The sequence below is a fragment of the Paenibacillus sp. S-12 genome, assembly GCF_030363895.1.
Lineage (GTDB): Bacteria > Bacillota > Bacilli > Paenibacillales > Paenibacillaceae > Paenibacillus_B > Paenibacillus_B alvei.
Genome location: NZ_JASIUF010000022.1, coordinates 260,463 through 281,458 on the forward strand (window position 1 = coordinate 260,463; position 20,996 = coordinate 281,458).

At 46.7% G+C, this 20,996-nt stretch carries 21 protein-coding genes; 12 read left to right on the forward strand and 9 right to left on the reverse strand.

Annotated elements, in window-relative coordinates:
- Window positions 1–18: 18 nt before the first annotated feature.
- The 4 genes from NO352_RS21155 to NO352_RS21170 all read right to left on the reverse strand — a co-directional run bounded on the left by NO352_RS21155 (window position 19) and on the right by NO352_RS21170 (window position 4,635).
- Window positions 19–2,415: a DUF4179 domain-containing protein gene (locus NO352_RS21155; protein ID WP_289356710.1), complete on the reverse strand. Its 2,397-nt coding sequence runs from the start codon at window positions 2,413–2,415 to the stop codon at window positions 19–21.
- The gene (locus tag NO352_RS21160) at window positions 2,412–2,939 is read right to left on the reverse strand and encodes a sigma-70 family RNA polymerase sigma factor (RefSeq protein ID WP_268599217.1); all 528 of its coding nucleotides are present in this window, start codon (window positions 2,937–2,939) and stop codon (window positions 2,412–2,414) included. The genes NO352_RS21155 and NO352_RS21160 overlap by 4 nt, the downstream gene beginning before the upstream one ends.
- Window positions 2,940–3,239: 300 nt before the next feature.
- Window positions 3,240–3,977 (reverse strand): UMP kinase, encoded by a 738-nt coding sequence (gene pyrH / locus NO352_RS21165; protein WP_005545219.1) that lies wholly within the window; start codon window positions 3,975–3,977, stop codon window positions 3,240–3,242.
- A gap of 271 nt (window positions 3,978–4,248) precedes the next feature.
- Entirely contained in the window at window positions 4,249–4,635 is a 387-nt protein-coding gene (locus NO352_RS21170) for a winged helix-turn-helix transcriptional regulator (protein WP_289356711.1), read from the reverse strand.
- A gap of 224 nt (window positions 4,636–4,859) precedes the next feature.
- Here NO352_RS21170 and NO352_RS21175 point away from each other — a divergent pair, with 224 nt between their 5' ends.
- Window positions 4,860–5,378 carry a DJ-1/PfpI family protein gene (locus NO352_RS21175; protein ID WP_268599216.1) on the forward strand — a complete coding sequence of 173 codons (519 nt, stop codon included), beginning with the start codon at window positions 4,860–4,862 and terminating at the stop codon, window positions 5,376–5,378.
- 130 nt (window positions 5,379–5,508) lie between these two features.
- On the opposite strand, the gene NO352_RS21180 is transcribed toward NO352_RS21175, so the two are convergent.
- Window positions 5,509–6,567: an NAD(P)/FAD-dependent oxidoreductase gene (locus NO352_RS21180; protein ID WP_289356712.1), complete on the reverse strand. Its 1,059-nt coding sequence runs from the start codon at window positions 6,565–6,567 to the stop codon at window positions 5,509–5,511.
- 196 nt (window positions 6,568–6,763) lie between these two features.
- On the opposite strand from NO352_RS21180, the gene NO352_RS21185 reads away from it, so the two are divergent.
- The 4 genes from NO352_RS21185 (at window position 6,764) to NO352_RS21200 (ending at window position 10,584) form a co-directional block, all read left to right on the forward strand.
- Window positions 6,764–7,564, forward strand: coding sequence for an ABC transporter ATP-binding protein (locus tag NO352_RS21185; protein WP_005545227.1), 801 nt, complete (start codon window positions 6,764–6,766; stop codon window positions 7,562–7,564).
- Window positions 7,561–8,490, forward strand: a complete 930-nt coding sequence (locus NO352_RS21190; RefSeq protein WP_289356713.1) for an iron-hydroxamate ABC transporter substrate-binding protein — start codon at window positions 7,561–7,563, stop codon at window positions 8,488–8,490. Before NO352_RS21185 ends, NO352_RS21190 begins: the two co-directional genes overlap by 4 nt.
- 79 nt (window positions 8,491–8,569) lie before the next feature.
- A complete protein-coding gene (locus NO352_RS21195; protein WP_289356714.1) occupies window positions 8,570–9,580 on the forward strand; it encodes a FecCD family ABC transporter permease in 1,011 nt (336 codons plus the stop codon).
- A complete protein-coding gene (locus NO352_RS21200; protein ID WP_268599212.1) occupies window positions 9,577–10,584 on the forward strand; it encodes a FecCD family ABC transporter permease in 1,008 nt (335 codons plus the stop codon). Before NO352_RS21195 ends, NO352_RS21200 begins: the two co-directional genes overlap by 4 nt.
- 149 nt (window positions 10,585–10,733) lie before the next feature.
- On the opposite strand, the gene NO352_RS21205 is transcribed toward NO352_RS21200, so the two are convergent.
- Complete coding sequence (locus tag NO352_RS21205) at window positions 10,734–11,540, reverse strand: helix-turn-helix domain-containing protein (protein ID WP_289356715.1); 807 nt, start codon at window positions 11,538–11,540, stop codon at window positions 10,734–10,736.
- A 245-nt stretch (window positions 11,541–11,785) separates the two neighbouring features.
- On the opposite strand from NO352_RS21205, the gene NO352_RS21210 reads away from it, so the two are divergent.
- The 5 genes from NO352_RS21210 to NO352_RS21230 all read left to right on the forward strand — a co-directional run bounded on the left by NO352_RS21210 (window position 11,786) and on the right by NO352_RS21230 (window position 15,391).
- Window positions 11,786–12,634, forward strand: a complete 849-nt coding sequence (locus NO352_RS21210; RefSeq protein ID WP_197266926.1) for a transporter substrate-binding domain-containing protein — start codon at window positions 11,786–11,788, stop codon at window positions 12,632–12,634.
- A 48-nt stretch (window positions 12,635–12,682) separates the two neighbouring features.
- Complete coding sequence (locus NO352_RS21215; protein WP_005545238.1) at window positions 12,683–13,435, forward strand: amino acid ABC transporter permease; 753 nt, start codon at window positions 12,683–12,685, stop codon at window positions 13,433–13,435.
- Window positions 13,398–14,150, forward strand: coding sequence for an amino acid ABC transporter ATP-binding protein (locus NO352_RS21220; RefSeq protein ID WP_005545240.1), 753 nt, complete (start codon window positions 13,398–13,400; stop codon window positions 14,148–14,150). The genes NO352_RS21215 and NO352_RS21220 overlap by 38 nt, the downstream gene beginning before the upstream one ends.
- Window positions 14,151–14,185: 35 nt before the next feature.
- Window positions 14,186–14,974, forward strand: a complete 789-nt coding sequence (locus NO352_RS21225) for a DODA-type extradiol aromatic ring-opening family dioxygenase (protein WP_197266928.1) — start codon at window positions 14,186–14,188, stop codon at window positions 14,972–14,974.
- Between the two features lie 87 nt (window positions 14,975–15,061).
- Window positions 15,062–15,391 (forward strand): hypothetical protein, encoded by a 330-nt coding sequence (locus NO352_RS21230; protein ID WP_197266929.1) that lies wholly within the window; start codon window positions 15,062–15,064, stop codon window positions 15,389–15,391.
- 239 nt (window positions 15,392–15,630) lie between these two features.
- Here NO352_RS21230 and NO352_RS21235 read toward each other — a convergent pair whose 3' ends face one another.
- From NO352_RS21235 to NO352_RS21245, 3 genes are all read right to left on the reverse strand, one after another.
- Window positions 15,631–16,461 carry a carbohydrate ABC transporter permease gene (locus tag NO352_RS21235; RefSeq protein ID WP_005545246.1) on the reverse strand — a complete coding sequence of 277 codons (831 nt, stop codon included), beginning with the start codon at window positions 16,459–16,461 and terminating at the stop codon, window positions 15,631–15,633.
- Window positions 16,461–17,348: a carbohydrate ABC transporter permease gene (locus NO352_RS21240; protein WP_163977702.1), complete on the reverse strand. Its 888-nt coding sequence runs from the start codon at window positions 17,346–17,348 to the stop codon at window positions 16,461–16,463. Before NO352_RS21240 ends, NO352_RS21235 begins: the two co-directional genes overlap by 1 nt.
- A 148-nt stretch (window positions 17,349–17,496) precedes the next feature.
- Window positions 17,497–18,867 (reverse strand): extracellular solute-binding protein, encoded by a 1,371-nt coding sequence (locus NO352_RS21245; protein ID WP_289356716.1) that lies wholly within the window; start codon window positions 18,865–18,867, stop codon window positions 17,497–17,499.
- A 737-nt stretch (window positions 18,868–19,604) separates the two neighbouring features.
- Here NO352_RS21245 and NO352_RS21250 point away from each other — a divergent pair.
- Entirely contained in the window at window positions 19,605–20,261 is a 657-nt protein-coding gene (locus tag NO352_RS21250; protein ID WP_268599206.1) for a hypothetical protein, read from the forward strand.
- Between the two features lie 134 nt (window positions 20,262–20,395).
- Entirely contained in the window at window positions 20,396–20,962 is a 567-nt protein-coding gene (locus NO352_RS21255; RefSeq protein WP_005545254.1) for a hypothetical protein, read from the forward strand.
- Window positions 20,963–20,996: the final 34 nt, after the last annotated feature.

Sequence of the window (20,996 nt, forward strand, 5' to 3'; positions counted from 1 at the left end):
TCCTCATAGCAAGTCCGTCTAATCTTGTATTCCCTCTATCGGAATAAGCTCCAGCTTCCAGAACTCACCCTTTGCATTGACGGTTCCTTTCATCGTCATCGAACCCTTTTTCGTGAACGTATATTCATTGAGCTTGACGCTCGCTTCGTAGCCTTCCATATCGATGCCGAATACCTGCTTAACGGTCGAATTGACCTTACGAATAGCCTGCTCTGGCGAATAAAGCGAAGTTGCGTACTTCTTGCGTGCTGCCTGCTCATCGCCAGGATGATCATCTTTATAGCTCTGCTGAACCGACCAGACTCGGTTCGTTCGCACTCCCACTCTGGCAAAGAGACTCATCTCGCGTCCAATCTCCCATACATGTTCCGTTGGCGCCATTCTCTGCGTCATGGTTGTAAATCGCAATTCCTTGCCTTCCGCAAAAAGTGGATACGCCTTCTCCGCAGCAGCTTTGGCCTTTTCATTAAAGAATCCATGTTCATACCGCAGCTCTGCCGTTTCCATCTGGCCCGTTACCGCATCAATCGTTATTGCAGCTTGGTCATTATGGAACGACCAGCTATTAAGTTCCTTAGATCTCACGCGAACAGCTTCTGCGAATGCAATCGGTTGTTCAGGCTTCATCCGCCGCAAGGTATCCTCCACCGTCTGTTGCAGCTTGCCATTCAATTCATGGTATGGAATGGCCCGTCGTACAATAATGGGCTCTTCCGCTTCTTTGAGCACAATGACAAAACTCTCGCTGTTATCCTTGGCATATAGGAACCACCGGTCGCTGTAATCTGCTACGCCATACAGTTCTGAAGGCTTATTTGGAGCGAGATCATGCATGGCCTGTTCCGCCTTGCTTACGATCTCGGGCTTTAATTCCACTACTGTCCTCTCATATATCGGTTCATCGTGACCTGGAGGGAGCGGTTCGGTCGACGGCACGAGCGGAATGCTCCAACTGATTGGCGTCTTCTTTGTCCAACTTTCCAAGGTTACACTCAGGCTGCTGGGAATCTTGGACTGGCCTTCGAAAAAGAACAGCGTACGATTGCGATACTTCCCTTGCGAATCCTGCTCCAGCTCTGTCGCCGACTCCGCTCTAATCTCCTTCCCCTGCTTGTCCATCATGTGCCATTCCAGATCAAGCGTATCGAAACCAAGCTGCTGGTCAATCTCCAGTATCCACCCTTTTCCTTTAAAAGCTTTGTTACCGCTCTTCAACTGCTCAGGAGCATCTTCCGTCTTCGATCGTGCGTTGAAAACAATGCTCTTTCCCCTCACCTCCTTCCTTAACGGCTCCTTCGTCAATGCCGCTGGATCGAGTGCTATAGAATCCCCTTTAGAGAAACGTTCCTGCGTATAGATTGCAGTCATTTCCAAGGTCAGATCCTTTGTCTCCTCAAAAGGCACGAACGCATGGCGGTATCTCATATGCCCCAACGTTCCTTGACCATGCAAGGAATGTTGAAGAACATTCTTATTTCCGATGGCTAATTCTCTGCGCATCAGACCATCATATGCAGCCACTATATTTTCTTTCCCATCTTTAATTTCATACCGGAACATCGGATCTGTTTTCTGAGCGCTTCTCCATGCCTGCGTCTCATCGACTTGCAGCAATAGCTCTGATTTACTCGGCCCATGACGAAGCTGGTTAAAGTCTACGCTGAACCCCATCTGTGATTCATATCGCTTGTTAAGAGGCACGATAGTTGTAGAGGCCTTCGCCTTCATCAGATCGATAGGTACTTCCAAGTACCATTTTCCCCGCATCTTGCCGATCTGATTAATATCGAAGCGCACCGTAATCTGGTTTGGCAGATCTGACATATCTGAAATCTCTTGGCCGGGCACAAGATCGTCTAGCGACAGGATTAGAATTCGATCGTTCCCTGCATGGGTCTGCTGCAACCGAAGCGGAAGTACGTTCCCTTCACTGTCCACGATCTCGTATCGGTTCACGTACGGATCATCACTGTTTCCGTTCGGGATAAACGTATCGAACAACCGATCCGAATCCATGGATTTTCCATCCTGTTCTATACCGTACAGGATCGAAATGCGCAATACATCGTGAATCGCTTCTTTCACCTTCAACGTAATTCCCTGATCGGTTACCTGCTTGTTAATCGGCACCGCAAATCCTTCGTCAGCCGCCTTCTTCAAGCCTTCATCCGTCTTGTTTAACGAGAACCATGATTTCACGACTTCAGCGAATGTCGGAGAGGCTGCCGCCCCCAGCGCGACGGCGAGAACAAGTCCTGCAGCGGTTATGCCCGCCACCTTCGCGATCTTCATGATGCCGCCCGTTTGCCGAAGCTCCCGCTTCGCTTGCTGCACGCCCATGACGCTTCGCTCATGCAGTTCCTTTGGTATATCAATTTTCTCTATTTCATCTATAATTCGATTGCGCTGGCTCATGAGATTTCACCTCTCTTCAAACTCTTCCGCAGCTTGCTTAATCCCCGGTATAGTATTGTTTTTGCGGAACTCAAGGGCATCTCAAGAATGTCCGAAATCGCCTGAAACGTATACCCTTGATAAAACTTGAGCAGGATGACGCTTTTCTCATGAGCATCCAATTCGTCTAGCAATTCCTGCAGCGTTACGGCTAAGGGAATATCCTCCTCACAAGAGCTTTCTACTTGCTGATCGGCATACTCGGGCGGAAACGGAATGATTTTATTGCGCTGTTTTAATGTATAAAGAGCACGATTAATCGTGATTCTGAGAATCCAAGTTTTAAAATATTGCGGTTCCCGCAGGCTGTCGATCGATTTAAAAGCTTGATACGCTGTATCCTGTACAATATCGAGCGCATCGTCCTTATTCTTCACGTACATGTAGGCCATCCGGTAGATAGCTTCCTCGTGCTGCTGGAACAGTTCCAAGAACGCCCTATCGCTTCCCTTTTGCGCTTTCTTCACGAGCTTATGTATATCCATGTGGCATCGTTATCTCCCTTCCCTCTCATATCATTAGAGCACGGAAGGGGAATTTTGGCTTTGAAGTTACAAAAAATCATTCCAAGGATGAACGGAACGAAACCTAAAATGTACAATTATGATTAATTCGAGAAAACAAATAAAATAACCTAACAATGGAATATAACTGCTTTTAAAGAGGGATATGGCACCATAGTAGCTGAGTGGAATAGTGGCACAAGAGTAGTCTATTCTGTTACGGTGACAAAATAATACGTAACTGAAACGAAGAGGATCCGCGCTTGCGGAGCCTCTTCGTTATTAATCAAACTGTAGAATTGATTCTTCGCTAATTAATGTACCATTATTTTCTCCTTCACATATGTCGCGCATCGTCCCCGGCCGGTCGAAGTTGAACACATGAATCGGAAGATGAAAGTCCCTCGCCAAAATAAATGCGGATTGATCCATCACCCTCAAATTATGCTGGATCACATCGTTGTAATGGAGAGAGGCGAATTTCCTCGCATCTTTGTTCGTTCTCGGATCCGCCTCAAGCACACCGTCAACGCCTTGCTTCGCCACGAGCAGCGCGTCGCAATTGACCTCGATCGCCCGCTGCACAGAGGGATAATCGGTAGTGACATACGGCTGGCCGTTGCCCCCGGCAAATATGACGATATATCCTTTTTCCAAGTGGTGAATCGCTCGCAAGCGAATATAAGGCTCCGCAACAGAAGTAACCGGCACGGCAGTCATGACGCGAACCTCCTTATCAGTCTTCGCCTTTAGAACGCCTCGCAGCATAAGGCTGTTGATGACAGTCGCCAGCGTCCCGATATTATCGGCCTCTGCGCGCTCAATCCCCCAACTCTCCGCCATATTTCCACGAAATATATTTCCTCCCCCAATGACGATCGACACCTCGACACCCAGCTTTACGACGGACATCACTTCACTAGCGATATGCTCTAGTCTGTCAGGAGCAAAGCCGAATTCACTGCTTCCCGCTACAGCACCGCCGCTAAGTTTAATCATGACCCGCTTATATCTCGTCATCCCCACACCTCCGTAGAAATTAGCAAAATAAAAAAACACTAAAGCAGCGAATGCCTTAGTGTTCTTATGGAATGGACATATGAAAATGAAATATCGAATGAACGGTTCGCCTTCGGCTTCCAGCTCATACCCCCACTCCTTCTTAACATGATTTCCACCTATTGTAAAGAAACCATATAGAAAAATCAACATGATCTAGATCACACTTGCTGCCTCACGACAACAAGGCCGTTATCCTGCCCAACTGCGCCGTTACTTACACGACTGAGTGTCAGTCTTCGTCCTTGATCCCCAGTCCCTGCTTGATCTGATTCATTCGCATTTTTCCCCACTCATACATCATTTCCACGAGAGGCAGGAGCGTCATGCCAAGCTCTGTCATAGAATACTCAACCTTGGGCGGCACCTCGGGATACACCTCCCGATGCACAATTCCATCCTCCATCAGCTCACGCAGTTGGTTGGTCAGTATTTTATGAGATACCTTCGGGAACAAGCGCTGAAGATCACTGAAGCGATGAGGGCCTTCAACACCCAAGTGCCAGAGAATGACGACCTTCCACTTCCCACTGATAATGGACAGCGTTAATTCCTTCTCACAGTTAAAATCACCGTTCACAATTTTCTTTTTTATTTCTTCTCGCAATGTATCTGACATCGATTCCTTAACTCCTTATTTCTTCAATAAGTAACCTATAGGTAACCTCCGCACAAAAAAGTGCATTCTTCACAGGATGGGAGAGCGCCGGTACAATAAGACACATCTTACAGCGATGATCGCAACATCAAGTTCACTTTATCTTCAGAAGTGATTCAGCACGTGCTGCAGCACGAAGCCTGACACCAACTCAACTGTGTACCACAAATAGGAGGCCATATTTTATGAATAAAAAAGCTTTATTTATTATACCACCTGAACGATTCAATGAAGATGAGCTGTTCCAGCCAAAAGCTGCCTTAGAGCAGGCAGGAGTGAACGTCACGATTGCCAGCACCACAACCGGCGAGATCACAGGAGACTTCCAAGGCAAAGCCACGGCAGAAGTTATCTTCTCCGATGTGTCCGCAACTGATTATGACGTTGTTGCTGTAATCGGCGGCTCTGGCACGAACGATTATCTATGGGATAACCAAGAGCTGCAGCAATACTTGAAGCAAGCTCATCAAGATCGCGTGCTTGTATCCGGCATTTGCGCAGGCGCTGTTACAGTTGCCCGTACTGGACTGCTTGCAGGCAGAGAAGCGACATGCTACCCGCTTGATATCCAAATTGACCAATTGAAAGATAACAATGTCACGTATATCGCCCAGCATGTGGTGGCCCATGATGACATTGTTACCGCTGACGGCCCGGATGGCGCCGCACAATTCGGTGCAAGCTTGGTACAAGCGCTCGACTAATCAACTACCTGTATCCTGTATGCAAAAATAAGAAGCCTTCGGATCAGCTTGAGCTGCCGAAGGCTTCCCTAAACAAAAGACGATCCTCAACTTATCATAACGGCAAGCGGTGGAGCGTCTTCCTATTTATTTATGAATTCATCATCTGCTTCACCAGTTCGCGGTTGCGTTCCTTAAACACATCGTTGTGGGAAGAGACCATTCCCCAGCTTTTAGCATCCGGCTGAATGAATTGCTTCGCCTTGTTCACCGCGTTGGCCGCATCCTGGAAGGCGCCTGCGATTAAGTGCAGCTTCCCATCATGATGCAAAATATCCCCTGCTGCATACAGACCCGGAATCGAAGATTCACTGCTGGCATTGCCCGCTACATAGAAGTCCTCTACCTGCTCAATCTTCAATGCACTGTTGCCAATCAGGCTCGAATCCCGCTCATAGCCATGGTTAATAATCACTTCATCAATCGGCAATATCGCAGTCTCGCCTGTTGCTTGATTCGTCAGTTCTACTCGTTCGATCGTCTCATGGTTGTCTGCTGCAATCAGCTTCGTAATAGAAGTATTAAAGAAGCACTCTATGGAGCTGTTCATCAACTGCGTAATCGTTGCCTCGTGACCGGACAAAGACTCCTTATCCTTCCGGTACGTCAAATACACCTTCTTCGCAACCGGCTCCAGCTCGTTCGCCCAGTCAATTGCCGAATTGCCGCCACCTGAAATGACCACAACCTTATCCTTAAACTTTCGGAGCGATTTCACCGTATAATTCAAATTCGTAACTTCGAAGCGCTCCGCACCCTCAATATCAAGCTTGGTTGGGTTCAAAATTCCGCCGCCAACTGCCACGATGACCGTCTTGGAGTAATGTTTTCGGCCAGAGGTTGCTTCCAGAACAAAAATGCCATCCTCATTGCGAGCAATCGAATCGATTTTCTCATTAAGCACAACCTCAGGGTCGAACGTCAACCCCTGCGCCACCATTTGCTTAATTAGCTGCGCTCCTGTGACCGGTGTTAGTCCGCCAACATCCCAGATCATTTTCTCTGGATATACATGCACCTTGCCGCCAAGCTGAGGCTGATACTCAATCAGCTTTGTTTTCATTTCACGAAGTCCACTATAAAAAGCAGAGTACAGCCCTGCTGGGCCCCCTCCAATTACCGTTACATCAAATAATTGTTCCTGATCCATTTCCCCTTCACTCCTCAGAAACCTATTGGTATTGATTATCATTATCAATGATATCCGATTCATCACCCTTTTACAACAAAAATTACTATTGACATCCGATATGCAGGAATTTATATTATGGAAAGATATGATCTTGATAATCATTATCAATTAATGTCGATAACGCTCGTTCGTTTCCATAAATGGAGGTTGAAGCATGGCTCGCCTATATACAGATGATTTAAGCATTGGTTATGGTGAACGCTTAATTGTCAAAAATCTCAGTGTCCCTATCCCCGATAAAAAGATCACAACGATCATTGGCTCCAATGGATGCGGTAAATCTACACTGCTGAAAGCAATTACTCGCATTATCCCTCACCAATCCGGGAATGTCATTCTCGACGGAGGGAATATTGCGAAAGAAAATACAAAGCTGCTGGCGAAGAAGATGGCTATTCTGCCCCAAACCCCGGAAAGTGCAAGCGGGTTAACGGTTGGCGAGCTCGTTTCTTATGGCCGATTCCCATATCAGCGCGGCTTCGGACGCTTAACGAAGAGGGATATCGAGGTCATCGACTGGGCATTGGAAATGACCGGGACGATTGATTTTAAATATCGCCCTGTAGACGCCCTCTCCGGCGGTCAGCGCCAGCGCGTCTGGATCGCAATGGCCCTCGCTCAAGAGACTGAGATCATCTTCCTCGATGAGCCGACAACGTATTTGGACATGGCTCATCAGCTTGAAGTATTAGAGCTGCTGCAGCGCCTGAATGAAGAGCAGGAACGCACCATTGTCATGGTTCTCCATGATCTGAACCAAGCGGCTCGATTCGCTGACTACATCATCGCAATGAAGAATGGCGAAATCGTTAAGGCAGGCGATTGTGAAGAGGTTATGACCTCAGACGTACTGAAAAAGGTGTTTCAAATCGACGCTGAAATCGGACGGGATCCCCGAACGAACAAGCCGATGTGTATCACATATAACTTAATTAAAGGAGCAACAGCATCATGAAAAAGTGGTTCATCCCCTTTATGCTCATATTTGTGCTCGCAATTAGCGCCTGCGCAAGCCCTGCTGCCGAGCCAAAGAAAGATGCGGCAGAGAACAAAGAAAGCAAATCTGACACGATTACGTATCAGTCAGAAAATGGACCAGTGAAAGTGCCTGCTGATCCGAAGCGCGTTATCGTATTATCTTCCTTTGCAGGGAATGTCATGGCACTGAACGTAAATCTAGTCGGCGTAGATACATGGGCGAAGCAGAACCCTCGCTTTGAGTCGAAATTGAAAGATGTAGCAGAAGTGTCTGATGAGAACCTGGAGAAAATTATTGAACTAAATCCGGATTTGATCATCGGATTGTCGGGCATTAAAAATATTGACAAGCTGAACCAAATCGCTCCTACCGTTACATACACTTACGGCAAGGTCGATTATTTAACACAGCATCTGGAGATCGGCAAGCTTTTGAACAAAGAAGCCGAAGCGAAAGCTTGGATCGACGACTTCAAGAAGCGTGCTGAACAAGCTGGCAAAGACATTAAAGCCAAAATCGGTGAAAATGCTACTGTTTCGGTTATCGAGAACTTCAATAAGCAATTGTATGTGTACGGCAACAACTGGGGCCGTGGAACGGAGATTCTGTACCAAGAGATGAAGCTGAACATGCCGGAGAAAGTCAAGGAAAAAGCGTTGGGACCTGGCTACTTCGCACTCTCTACTGAGGTTCTTCCGCAATTCGCAGGCGATTATGTCATTCTCAGTAAGAACAAAACTGGCGACAATTCATTCCAAGAAACGGAATCGTATAAAAATATCCCTGCCGTGAAGAACAATCGCGTGTTCGAGGTTAATATGAATGAATTCTATTTCAATGACCCGCTCACATTGGACTTCCAATTGGAGACATTCAGTAAAGATTTCGCGGCAAGCAAGTAACGTCTGGTAAAGGAATTCTTATTTTTAAGAATTCCTTTTCCTGTATTCTAAGCGCCATTACTAGAAAGGGACATTATGCATGGTCAACTCGAATCAACATACGATTCCATTTGTGGTCAAGTTAATCGTGGGAATCCTCATATGTGCAGGAACGTTTGTCGTGGCTATGGTATTTGGAGCCGCTGACACTTCGTTGCGCGATGTGTGGCTTGCCCTTACGTCAAATGAGACAAGCGACAACATTGCCGTTTTACGGGATATTCGCCTTCCCCGCGAAGTCGGTGCGATGGTCATCGGTGCCGCCCTGGCTGTTGCTGGTGCGATTATGCAGGGCATGACGCGCAACCCGCTTGCTGATCCTGGCTTGCTGGGGCTTACAGCCGGTGCCAACGCAGCGCTGGCCATTACATTGGCATGGATTCCTTCCGCCAATTATTATGCAATTACGATTGCCTGCTTCATAGGTGCAGCGGTTGGCGCATTTATCGTATTCGGCATCGGTGCGATGAAGAAAGGCGGGTTCTCCCCGCTTCGAATCGTGCTGGCCGGTGCAGCCGTCACAGCATTTCTTGTTGCAATAGCGGAAGGAACAGGGCTTTATTTTAAGCTATCCCGGGAAATTTCCTTATGGACAGCAGGCGGCCTCATTGGCACCAATTGGAGTCAGCTTCAAATTATCGTTCCCGTCATCCTCATCGGCATATTGATCGCTATCGGTTTTTCCAGACAACTGACGATTTTAAGCTTGAATGAAGAGGTCGCTGTGGGATTAGGTCAAAAAACACTAATGGTAAAGATCATCCTATTTATCGTGATTGTTCTGCTTGCCGGAGCATCTGTAGCACTTGTCGGCAATATGGCCTTTATTGGACTTATGATTCCTCACATTGTACGTACTATGGTCGGCACTGATTATCGATTTATTTTGCCAATGTCCGTCTTTACGGGCGCTGCCTTCATGCTGCTTGCCGATACGCTTGGACGGACGATCAATGCTCCATACGAAACACCTGTTGCAGCCATCGTTGCGATGCTTGGCCTGCCATTCTTCCTGTTCATTGTACATAAAGGAGGCAAAGCATTCTCATGATCTTACCCTCTCTGTTGAGAAAACAGCGGCTTATACTCGCATTGCTATTCGGGCTCATACTCGTAACTGTCATTGTTGGAATGGGCCTCGGATATTCATCACTGTCCTATGATCGGCTGCTCCCTACTTTGCTTGGGCAGGGGACATTCAAGGAGGACTTCGTGCTGTTTTCCATTCGGCTACCGCGCATCCTGATTACGCTGCTGGCCGGCATGGCTTTAGCTTTATCAGGTGCCATCCTGCAGGGCGTGACTCGCAACGATCTAGCCGATCCCGGCATACTTGGAATTAATGCTGGCGCCGGTGTAGCAATCTCGGTGTTCTTCCTGTACATCCCCATAGATATGGGCTCATTCGCATATATGCTGCCTCTTATCGCCTTTGTCGGGGCTATGTTTACGGCAGCTATTATCTATCTATTTTCGTATCAACGAACTTCAGGGCTACAGCCTGTACGGCTAGTGCTGACTGGTGTCGGCTTCTCCATGGCGCTGTCAGGAACAATGATTGTGCTTATCTCCTCGTCGGAACGGGCCAAAGTGGATTTCATCTCCAGATGGCTTGCGGGGAATATATGGGGAGCGGACTGGCCATTCATCTGGGCAATACTGCCTTGGTTGGTTATTTTGATCCCCTATACGTTATATAAGGCCAACCGCCTGAACCTGCTGGCGCTTAATGAGCCTGTAGCTATTGGCGTAGGGGTATCCATCGAGAAGGAAAGACTGACCCTGCTGCTTGCTGCCGTTGCACTTGCTGGCGCGGCTGTCTCCGTGGCTGGAGGAATCGCCTTTATTGGATTAATGGCTCCGCATATTGCCAGAGCATTGGTTGGTCCAAGGCACCAGTTGTTCCTCCCCGTAGCGATTTTGCTCGGGGGCTGGATGCTGCTGCTCGCGGATACGATCGGGCGCAATATTCTTGAGCCTGACGGCATTCCGGTCGGAATCGTTGTCGCCTTAATCGGTGCGCCATACTTTGTCTATTTATTATTGAAAAAGTAGTTTAGCATGATGACCCTCCTACTCTTGCATAGAGTTGAAGGGTCTTTTTATATGCTCACGAACTGGCGCAACGAACTGGACGTCTAATCTGCTGTCGTGGCTTTTTCCTATTGATGATCTATTAGGTGAATATATCGAACAGAACGGTTTCATAGCTGCTCCATGTACTTTTTAGGCGTAAACGTACTGAATTCCTTGAACTCCTTAATGAAATGATTCTGATCATAATACCCCAGCTCTATCATCTCTTCCATAGCGCCTTCATAATTCGCATGCAGCAATGCGTCCAATACATGCTGGAAACGAACGATACGGCTGAATAACTTCGGCGACATGCCTACATATTCATGGAATACCTTTGCAATGTACCGCGACGAATAACCTGTATTCTGCGATAAGCCGGACATGCTTCGTGAACCGCTGCTGCTAATGATTTGCTTCGTCACATGCTTGAGCCAAGGCGGTGTTTTGTCCTCTCCTTGGGTAAGCTGACGATAAAACGCTTCGAATATCGCGATTCTTGCTGGCATATTGTTCGCTGCCGCAATCTGCTCCAAAAGGTTGGAGGAATTACTCATCACTTCGCCTAAGGGAATTTCGCGATCAGTGAACTCATAAGCCGGGTAGCGCAGCACATGTCTGCCATAGCCTGGGAAGAAGCGAATCGCGAACACATCACAGTTCCCTTGACGAAACCCTCCTGGCTTGCCCGAAGTAACCGATCCACAGACATTCGCGCTTGGATGATCCTGATCACAGCAAATCATAATATCAATACTGCCATCAGGCAATATCATCATCGGATAGTGGTTTGCTTCGTTTAGGGAGAACGTATAATACTGAACCCCCATTGGTTTAGGATAAGCGGATAGCCGATTGTCGAAATAGTTCATCTGCTCCCGCTCAAAGGATGGCTGGTGAGGGAAATATCCCAAATTGTTGCGCAGTGCATTCATGACACCGATCCCCCTAATTTAATTTTTATATTTCCTATCGGATTAATTTAATTAAAATCAAATCTTCTGTGTGCTGTCAATCCTCAACTCCTCTTTCTCCCTGACAGCCGAAGGCTCTCCCCTCATAAACAATGTAAGGGCAGTTCCGATTTTTACTATAATTACGGGCCAATATCCTTTATGATGGCAAACAAATAACCGTATAGGATTACTCGGATATAAAGATCGAGGGAGGAACGCCGAATATGAACAAAAAGAAAAGAGTGCTTTGGGCACTAACATTAACAACATTGGCACTTGCCGTGATCGCAGCAGGATGCGGCAAGGCGCCTGACCAAGCGTTATCAACTGGCGACGCAAAGGTGAAGACACTGCTGGTCGGTACAAGCGGCGGACCGAAGCCTTATGTATATGTGGATCAAAACAATAACCTTGATGGCTATGACATTGCTGTTCTGAAGGAAATTGATAAGCTGCTTCCTCAATATGACATTCAATTCGAAAAAACCGAATTCCCAAGCATATTTGCAGGCATCGACTCCGGACGCTATCAAATTGGCGCCAATAATATCACTAAGAAACCGGAACGCGAAGAGAAGTATCTGTTCGGCAACGAATATTACTATTTCAATCGCACCGTGGTTGTTGTAAAGAAAGGTCGTACAGACATTGCATCAATCGATGATCTTGCCGGCAAAACGATCCCAGTCAGTCCTGGCGGCGGGTTCGAGCAGCTGTTCGTTGAACAATTCAACAAGGAGCATCCGGGCAAAGAAATTAAGGCAGCATATACCGATCAAGATCAAATGAAGACCTATCAAGACATTGCTAACGGAACTGCCGATTTCACCTTTGCCGAAAAGGTTATGCTGAAGGACATTGAGAAGGAATATGGCATTGCTCTTGATACTGTAGAGCTTCCTAAGGAAGAAATCGAAAAGATCCAAAACCCGAAAGCCTACTTCATATTCAGCAAAACGGGCGACGGCCCTGCCATTCGCGATGCATTCGACGGCGCGCTGCGCACACTGCTGGACAATGGCAAGCTAAAGGAACTGTCCATTCAATATTTAGGGGCCGACTATACGAGGTAACAAAGAAGCACAGTTCCATTCCAAATATCCATAAAGAAGTGATGCGCGATGCCCAATTTATTTGATGTAAAGCTTGTATTCAGTCAGATCCCTGAACTTCTCAAGTATTTGCCGATCACGCTAGGGATTGCCTTTGCATCCATGATCCTTAGCCTGCTTATCGGTCTTGCAACGGCGCTGATTAAGATTAAGCAAATTCCCGTACTCCGATCTCTGTCAGCATTCTATGTCTCCTTCATGAGAGGGACGCCGATTATCGTTCAGCTCTACCTGGCCTTCTATGCTGTTCCGATAGCCATGCAGTATATCAATTATTACTACGGGACGAACTACAATACGAATCATATACCGCCGATGATCTTCGTGCTCATTACCTTCGCTTTAAATGAAGGGGCCTACAATTCAGAGAGCATTCGGGCAGCCATACAATCTGTCGATAAAGGCGGCATTGAAGCCGGATATTCCATGGGCATGACGACAACGCAGGTTCTGCGCCGAATCATTTTGCCGGAGGCGATCGTCGTTGCGCTGCCGACACTCGGCAACTCTCTAATCGGATTAATTAAGGGCACCTCGCTTGCCTTTGTATGCTCAGTCGTAGAAATGACTGCCGCAGGCAAGCTGATGGCTTCCCGCAATTTCCGCTTCTTCGAGGTGTATGTGTCGCTCGCGATCATTTACTGGGTCGTGACGATTGTACTGGAGCGCCTGATTGCCCGTTGGGAGAAGCGGCTGAAGGTCAATGAAAGGAGGGTGGCGGCAGATGATCCGGATTCAAGGCTTACACAAAACATTCGGTAAACACGTCGTGCTGCACAATGTGGATCTGACGGTTGAGGAAGGTCAGGTTGTCGCCATCATTGGCCCCTCAGGCTCAGGAAAATCTACGCTGCTTCGCTGCCTGAACTTCCTGGAGACGCCGCAGGCAGGCACAATTGCACTAGGTGACTATGAGCTGAATATGTCCAAGGCGACGAAGCGCGACATTCTTTATTTGCGCCGCAATACCGCGATGGTATTTCAACAGTTCCATTTGCTGAAGTACAAGACGGCTCTTGAGAATGTAATGGAGGGTCTCGTGACGGTACAAGGAATGAAGGCGCAACAAGCCCAAGACATCGCAAGCACCTACTTGGATCGAGTTGGTCTTCAGGATCGGAAAGATTACTACCCTCGCGAGCTGTCAGGCGGGCAACAGCAGCGTGTCGGCATTGCCCGGGCACTCGCCCTTCAACCGAAGGTTATGCTGCTCGATGAGCCTACATCCGCGCTTGATCCTGAGATGGTCGGGGAAGTGCTTGCCGTCATTCGAACAGCTGCGAAGGAAGGACGGACAATGATTATTGTCTCCCATGAGATGGGGTTCGTTCAGGAAATTGCAGATAAAGTGATCTTCTTCGATCAGGGTTCGATCGTAGAAGAAGGAACACCGAAAGAAATATTCAGATCAGCGAAGCACGAGCGGACGAAGCAGTTCCTATCTCGTGTCAGCCGGCCTGCTGACTATGTTATTTAATGCTAATCGAAATGTAAAAGGAAGGTGCGTGAATCATGTCAACCGCTACAACGACTTCGGCGCCAGTATTATTTCTTGCACATGGATCGCCGCTCATCGCTATTCAGGAGAATGAATATACCCGCTTTTTAGCCCAATTCGCCAAGGATTTGTCTGCCAAGCCAACTGCCTTCGTCGTATTCACTGCGCACTGGGAGGTTGAGTCCAGTACGCGGATTACGTATACGGATGATACCTACCACACCATTCATGACTTCGGTCCATGGTGGATGGATGAGATGTTCGCTGTGCAATATCCCGCAAAGGGAAATCGGGAGCTCGCCCTCCGCATTCACAATCTGCTGCAGCAGCACCAAATCGCGAGTGAGCTGGATGCGGAACGAGGACTTGATCATGGCACATGGTCGCTGCTCAAGCAGTTCGATCCAGACGCCTCCACCCCTGTTGTGCAGTTGTCGGTCAATCCGAACCTAAGCGCCAAGGAGCAGTTCCTGATTGGCCGTGCCATACGAGAGCTGCAGCATGAAGGGGTGCTTATCATCGGGAGCGGCGTGACCGTTCACAATTTGAGCTTGCATAGTGACGTGACGGAGGATTGGGCGCTGGAATTTGATGATTGGCTAATCAATAATATTGAACACAAAAATTATGAAGCACTGTTCAACTACACGGAGCAAGCACCCCATGTGGAGCTCGCTGTACCGACCCCGGAGCATTTCGTTCCGCTCCTTATCGCACTAGGCAGTGGAGAGCCAGAGCGTGAGGCTAAGGTCATTTATCGTGACTATGCGGGACTGCTCAGCTACCTGTGCTACCAATTCTAATTTCAGCTTGTCACTTGCAGGCGAAAATGAAACATGAGAGATAGAGATGCCTTGTCCTATATTCAATGAAAAATGGAGGTGCTGGGAATGGCGGATTGGTCACGAGTTCTGCCGTTTACACCCGAATCGGCAGAACTCATTCCTGAAGAAATCGGCATATTTGTATTCCTTACGAAGCAGTTGGACAACCGGATGTACAAGGTTATTTACGTGGAGCAAGCCTCAAATTTGCGAGCGCGATATCTGGATTACGTTCACGGGGAAGAGCCTTATTTACTTGAACACGCCGTGAATTATCGGTACGTGGTTGAGCCTAACCAAGAAGCGCGCGATGCAGAAGAAAAGCTCGTTCTTACCGAGGGGGCTCCTACATTAAACTTGATTCGCAGTCGCAGTGGAGCAATATCTCTAAACTAGCCTGCACATAATCACAAAAATCCAAATATCCAGCGAGGCCTACCTTAAAGGTAGGCTTTTTGTGCGCAAGGGCTGTCCCTCCTACATTGCAATTCGTTCAAGCACATGATAATCCTTTCACAGTAAAACACATCCATGTCGTTCAATCACTTGCAAATGCATGCAACAAAGGCTGTCCTCTACAAGCGGAGAACAGCCCAGTCTCTAGTGACTGATCCATTGTTCTTAAATCGTTTCGTTTATCCCTTTACACTTCCTGCTGTGACCCCTTCAATAATCTGCTTTTGCAAAATTCCGTAAATGACGACGACCGGAACAACACTAATCGTAATGGCCGCAGTAAGCGCCCCATAGTTCATATTGAACTTGTCGGCAAAGGAAACAACCGCAACCGGCAGCGTGCGCAGCTCCTGATCGGACAGGAACAGGTTCGCCATAATGTACTCGTTCCAGTGGCCGATGAAATTCAAAATAAATACGGTAACAAGGGTTGGCATCGTTAACGGGATAATAATACGGCCCAGCAATCCGTATGTGGATAAGCCGTCCATAACCCCTGCTTCTTCAAGCTCTGTCGGGATCGATTTTAGAAAGGCAGCAATAACGAATGTAGTTAACGGGATGCCGAAGGCCGCGTACGGAATCATCAAGGCGAACGGCGTGTTGTAAATACCGAAGTCCTTGATCATGATATACAACGGAACAAGCAGCGACGCAGGCGGTATTAGGATCGACAAGAGCAGGAGCCCCATGACCAGCTTGCTCAAGGACGGGAACCTCATTCGTATAACTGCATACGCAATAGCTGTAGAGAGGAGTATGGTTGCTGTTGTCGCGATCACACTAATATATAAGCTGTTCACGAAATACCGTCCGATGTGCGCACTTGACAAGGCATTATCATAATTGTCCCAGCTTAACCTTGCCGGAAATCCCCAGGGGTTATTAAATATCTCTGTATTGTCTTTAAAGGAGGAAAGCATAACGAACAATAAAGGGAATATAACGATAACCACATAGATAAGAAGCACGACATGGGACAGAATACGCTTGGATCGATAAGCCTTCATTAGTATTCCGCCTCCTTCGACGTCTTCTTGTTAATGATATGGTAAATAAGCGAGAGAATTGCAGTAAATACCGTAATGATGATCGCAATGGCATTCGCATAACCGAAATCGCCAAGCGCATAAGCCTGCTGATACATGTACGTCGCCATAACCTCAGAGCTGCCGAACGGCCCGCCGTTGGTCATAATGAGTACAATATCAAGCGCCTTCATGGCACCCGTGATGGAGAGCAGCATGGTTACCACAATGACCGGACGAATCAATGGGATCGTCAGCAGCCATGCCTTGCGCCAGCCGACTGCTCCGTCAATTTCCCCGGCCTCCAGCATTTCCTTCGGTATCGCGAAAATGCCTGCCAGCACAAGGACAATGTAAAATCCCGTCCACTGCCAAGCATTGGTCACGAGCACAGCCAGCATCGCGGTATTATCATCGCCCAGCCACAACCTCGTCCACGATTCGAGACCGACTGCTTTCAAAATTTGATTCAGCAGCCCCGCATCCGGAGAATAAATAAATTGCCAAATAACCGCAATTGAGGCGGTTGAGAGAATACTCGGCATAAAAACCGTCAGCTTATAAAAATCAAGCATCCTTCTCACGCCGCTGACCAATATGGACACGAATACAATAATCGGTACTTGAATGCATACCGAGAACAGAACAAAATAAATATTGTTCTTGAACGCGATCCAGAACTTTTCATCTGATAATGCCTTGGCGAAGTTGTCGAATCCGTTATAGACAGGCTCTGTAATGCCGTCCCAACTCGTTACGGAATATTGAAGAGACTTGAATAAAGGCACTAAATAGAACGTAATGTAGAGTGCCAGCGCCGGCACAACAAATAGAAAGAAAGCGACACGATTCCGGAATATCTTGTTCATGATTCACATCTCCCATTGTCCGGTGAGCGTGGGGCCATAACCGGGACAAAATGTAAGGAAAATCCTGCCCAACAAGCATGTACGCATCTACCCTATGAAAGGGGAACCACAGCGATGCTGCGGCTCCCAGCTATGCAATACGACGAGACTATTTCCCTTCCTGATTGCCCTTTTCTTGTGCTTGCTGCATACGCTCGGCTGCCTTCTCAGGCGCGAGCTTGCCGCCAAGCACCTCTTGTACGGTTTGCTCCAGCGTTACCTTTACACTCTTCTGCACAAGTGCATCGAATGCCGGGAATGCCCCTTTCGCAGATCCTTGCGCTTCGCCAAGCGCCTTCACCAGTTCAGAAGTGCCCTCTACGCCGCTCACCCCCTTCATTGCAGGAATGCGGCTGGATTCAACGAGGCTGCGTTTTTGTTCCTCGATCGTATATAAATTTTTAATGAATGCTTTAACGGCTTTCAGCTCATTGTCCTTCAGTGTAGCGGAGAAGCCATAGCCATTCGACCAGCCGCCATTGATCAAGCCGTCGCCAGGGCCGCCTACATCAGGCATACGGAAGAATCCAGCCACATCCTTTACTGTAGAGGTTTCCCCTGTAATTGCATTCGCTGCCCAACTGCCATCGAACAGCATCGCAGCCTTGCCCGTGTAGAAGTTTGCTTGACCTTGTGGATACTTGAGGCCAAGCACGTTCGGATCAATGTAGCCGTTATTTTTCAAATCTTGAATGCGCTTAAAAGTTTCGACAATCGCTGGATCCGTCCATTTTGTTTTCCCGGATATGAAGCCTTCTTGTAGCTCTGGCCCACCCAAGCCGACGAACAAAGAGTTTACAAGCATGTTGGCTGACCAGCCATCGCCTGCTCCTGAACCCATAGCGATTGGTGTAATGCCTTTAGCTTTCAATGCATCACATACCTTCAACAGATCGTCCCATGTCTTAGGAACTTCAACACCTGCATCCTTGAACAGCTTTTGATTATAGAAAAAGCCTTCGATAAATCCGGCTTCAGGAAGTCCATAAATTTTGCCATCCACTGTAAATTCTCTTAAGTTGAAAAATGCATCCTTCAAACCAAGCTCATCCAAAATTCCATTAAGTTCGAGCAAACGGCCAGCTTTGGCGTATTTCACTGTATCATCACCGCCGAACAGATTGAAGATCGGAGGCTGTGTGCCTGCGGACATTTCCGCCTTCAGCTTCACGTCACGGTTTACTGTGTCCTCTACCCCATCCAACTTGAATTTCAAACCTGGTACTTCCTGTTCCGTCTTTGCTGCAACATCCTCCAACTGCTTCAACGTTGCTTTGGCAGTGTCACGAACGTTGATGTGGCGAATAACCATGGAGAATTCTTCGGCCTTCTCCTCTTTGGCAGGCTCCTGCGGTGTTGCTGTCTGTGTCTGATCCTTCGCCGGCTCAGCAGGCTTATCTGCTTCTTTGCTGACGCAGCCAGCCAAGGCCAGCATACCCATCAGGGCGATAATCAATAACAACATTAAGCTTTTTTTCATTTCATAACACTCCCGCATGTTCAAATTTGTCCAAACCTAAAAAAATGGCATAACCCCACCATTCGAGCTTCTGCGTGTCTTGGAGCCAGCGAAATGAGGCATTGGATTGTTGTCTGGTATAACTCTCTTTTGAATGATCACAAATACCTATTTCATAGCCGTTGGAGCAGCGCTCACCTCCTTGCCATAATCAAAAAATAAACGTGCAATGTTACGGAGTCACCGCTCTGAGAAATGTGAAAGGGATAGAATCTCTGTAATTAAAGCGCTTACGGAATGTTGAGAAGGAAATACGTCTCAGAATCATGGGGATATCATGTCAGATGTAGTTAGTAGGAATGAATATGCGAAAGCATCGGATATATTCGTGTGGTTAATGTTGTAGATTCGATACCACTATGGGATATTCCATTTTACGCTTAGAAAAAGGGTACAATACCCCTTATATATTTTTCTGAATGAAGAAGATGCTTGAGCCGCCAAGCTCAAAAAGCGTCTTCGATCTTACGGATAGTTCTATCTGTCTTTAAATCTAGTAAATTGAAATCCAAGACAAAAAGGATTACAAACCGACTTCCGTTAGGTAAGGGACTGTATGGCTACAAATACATAGTTTGGGATTCACATCCCCGGTTGGTTTTACTTCTAAATTTAGGTTTTATACTTCCAAATTCTACTTTTTTATGGTATTATTTAACACGGAAACTAGGGCTATGATCTAGAAAGGGAAGTGGAAAATGAAAAAAATAATGCGTACTACCTCGATGGTTCTTGCGTTTTTGCTATTTTTCATTACAACATCACAAACCTATGCTTTGAGTGCACACCCAGACCATTTCATGCAAGTGCAGCAAACTCAATCAACGTATCATCAATCACAATTTTTTGATGATGCTAGTAACGATGTGTTTCAAAGACAAAAAAGATTTGTACCGGCACTTCCTTGGATAGGATTAGGAATTGGAGAGCTTTTAAAATGGCTTGGTGCAGCAGCTGCTCTTGCCTACATAGGTAACGAGGCTTATACTCTTGTTACAGATATAGCAGATGCATTAAGCTCGAGCAAAAAGAAAGATAAACCGCTTTACTTTACTGCTGTAGCTCAATCGAAGCTTTATATTGGAAAACCGCTAACATTGGAAGAAGCTAAGAAATGGTTAAAGGCAAAGAAGTATCACAATGTTTGGACTCCAAGCAAAGAAGCTGCCAGAAAATTAGCTGAATCTTTTAGTGGAAGAGCTACTGCAGCCGAAGAACACAGTAAAACCGGATATAAAGGAACTTTCTACTATTGGCATTACCATGATTATGAAAGAACAGTCGGTCATATCTTCTATGGTACAGAATCTAAAGAAGGAAAACATATTGATGCTAGCGGTGGAATACGGACGTAAACTTGTAGTCAGCGCTTGTATTCATTTTTGAGCTTTCCCCCTTGAAAAGGGTTTTTACAAAATTTATGGACAGAACCAGTTTTTAAATAAAAAAGGCTCTAGTTTCCTAATTTAAAACAAGAGGGAGATTCTATATGCAACCCGATATGAATCAACTATATGAAAAATACCTAACCCTAAATATCCCCAATCCTTTTACACTGGAACAGATCAATGAAAGATTAATTAAACAATACACAGCAACACAAGTAGACGTAAATCGATTTGCTGACTTAAAAAACGACCCCTGTGCAGATTTTCATACTGCCGTTACAGCCTATCAATTCCGTAACAGTGACGGCGTAGAAAAGCTTCTTACCCTTGAGTCTCCAGATGAAAAAATAGAATTTTACAAAGATTGTACATACTCAGATGGATGTAATCTTATTCTTAATTCAGAAGATCAAATATATATGTCGGGTGGAACCGTACAAGTAGGAACAAAACTGTTATTAATTGAACTGGATATTTTTTGGGGAATAGATAAAGAAGATATGATTCCAGGCAAGGAAGAATTTAATGACTATTTAAAGGCATTATACTTAGCTGGATATATACATTTTGAAAATGATTCATTTATCGAAAAAGCCCGCCAACGATATAGAGAAGGTTATAGATTGCGGTGGTTTGGGTCTGGAACTTCTGGAGAAACAACATTTTAAAAACCCAAACATTGAAATATACGCTAAGGCCCTC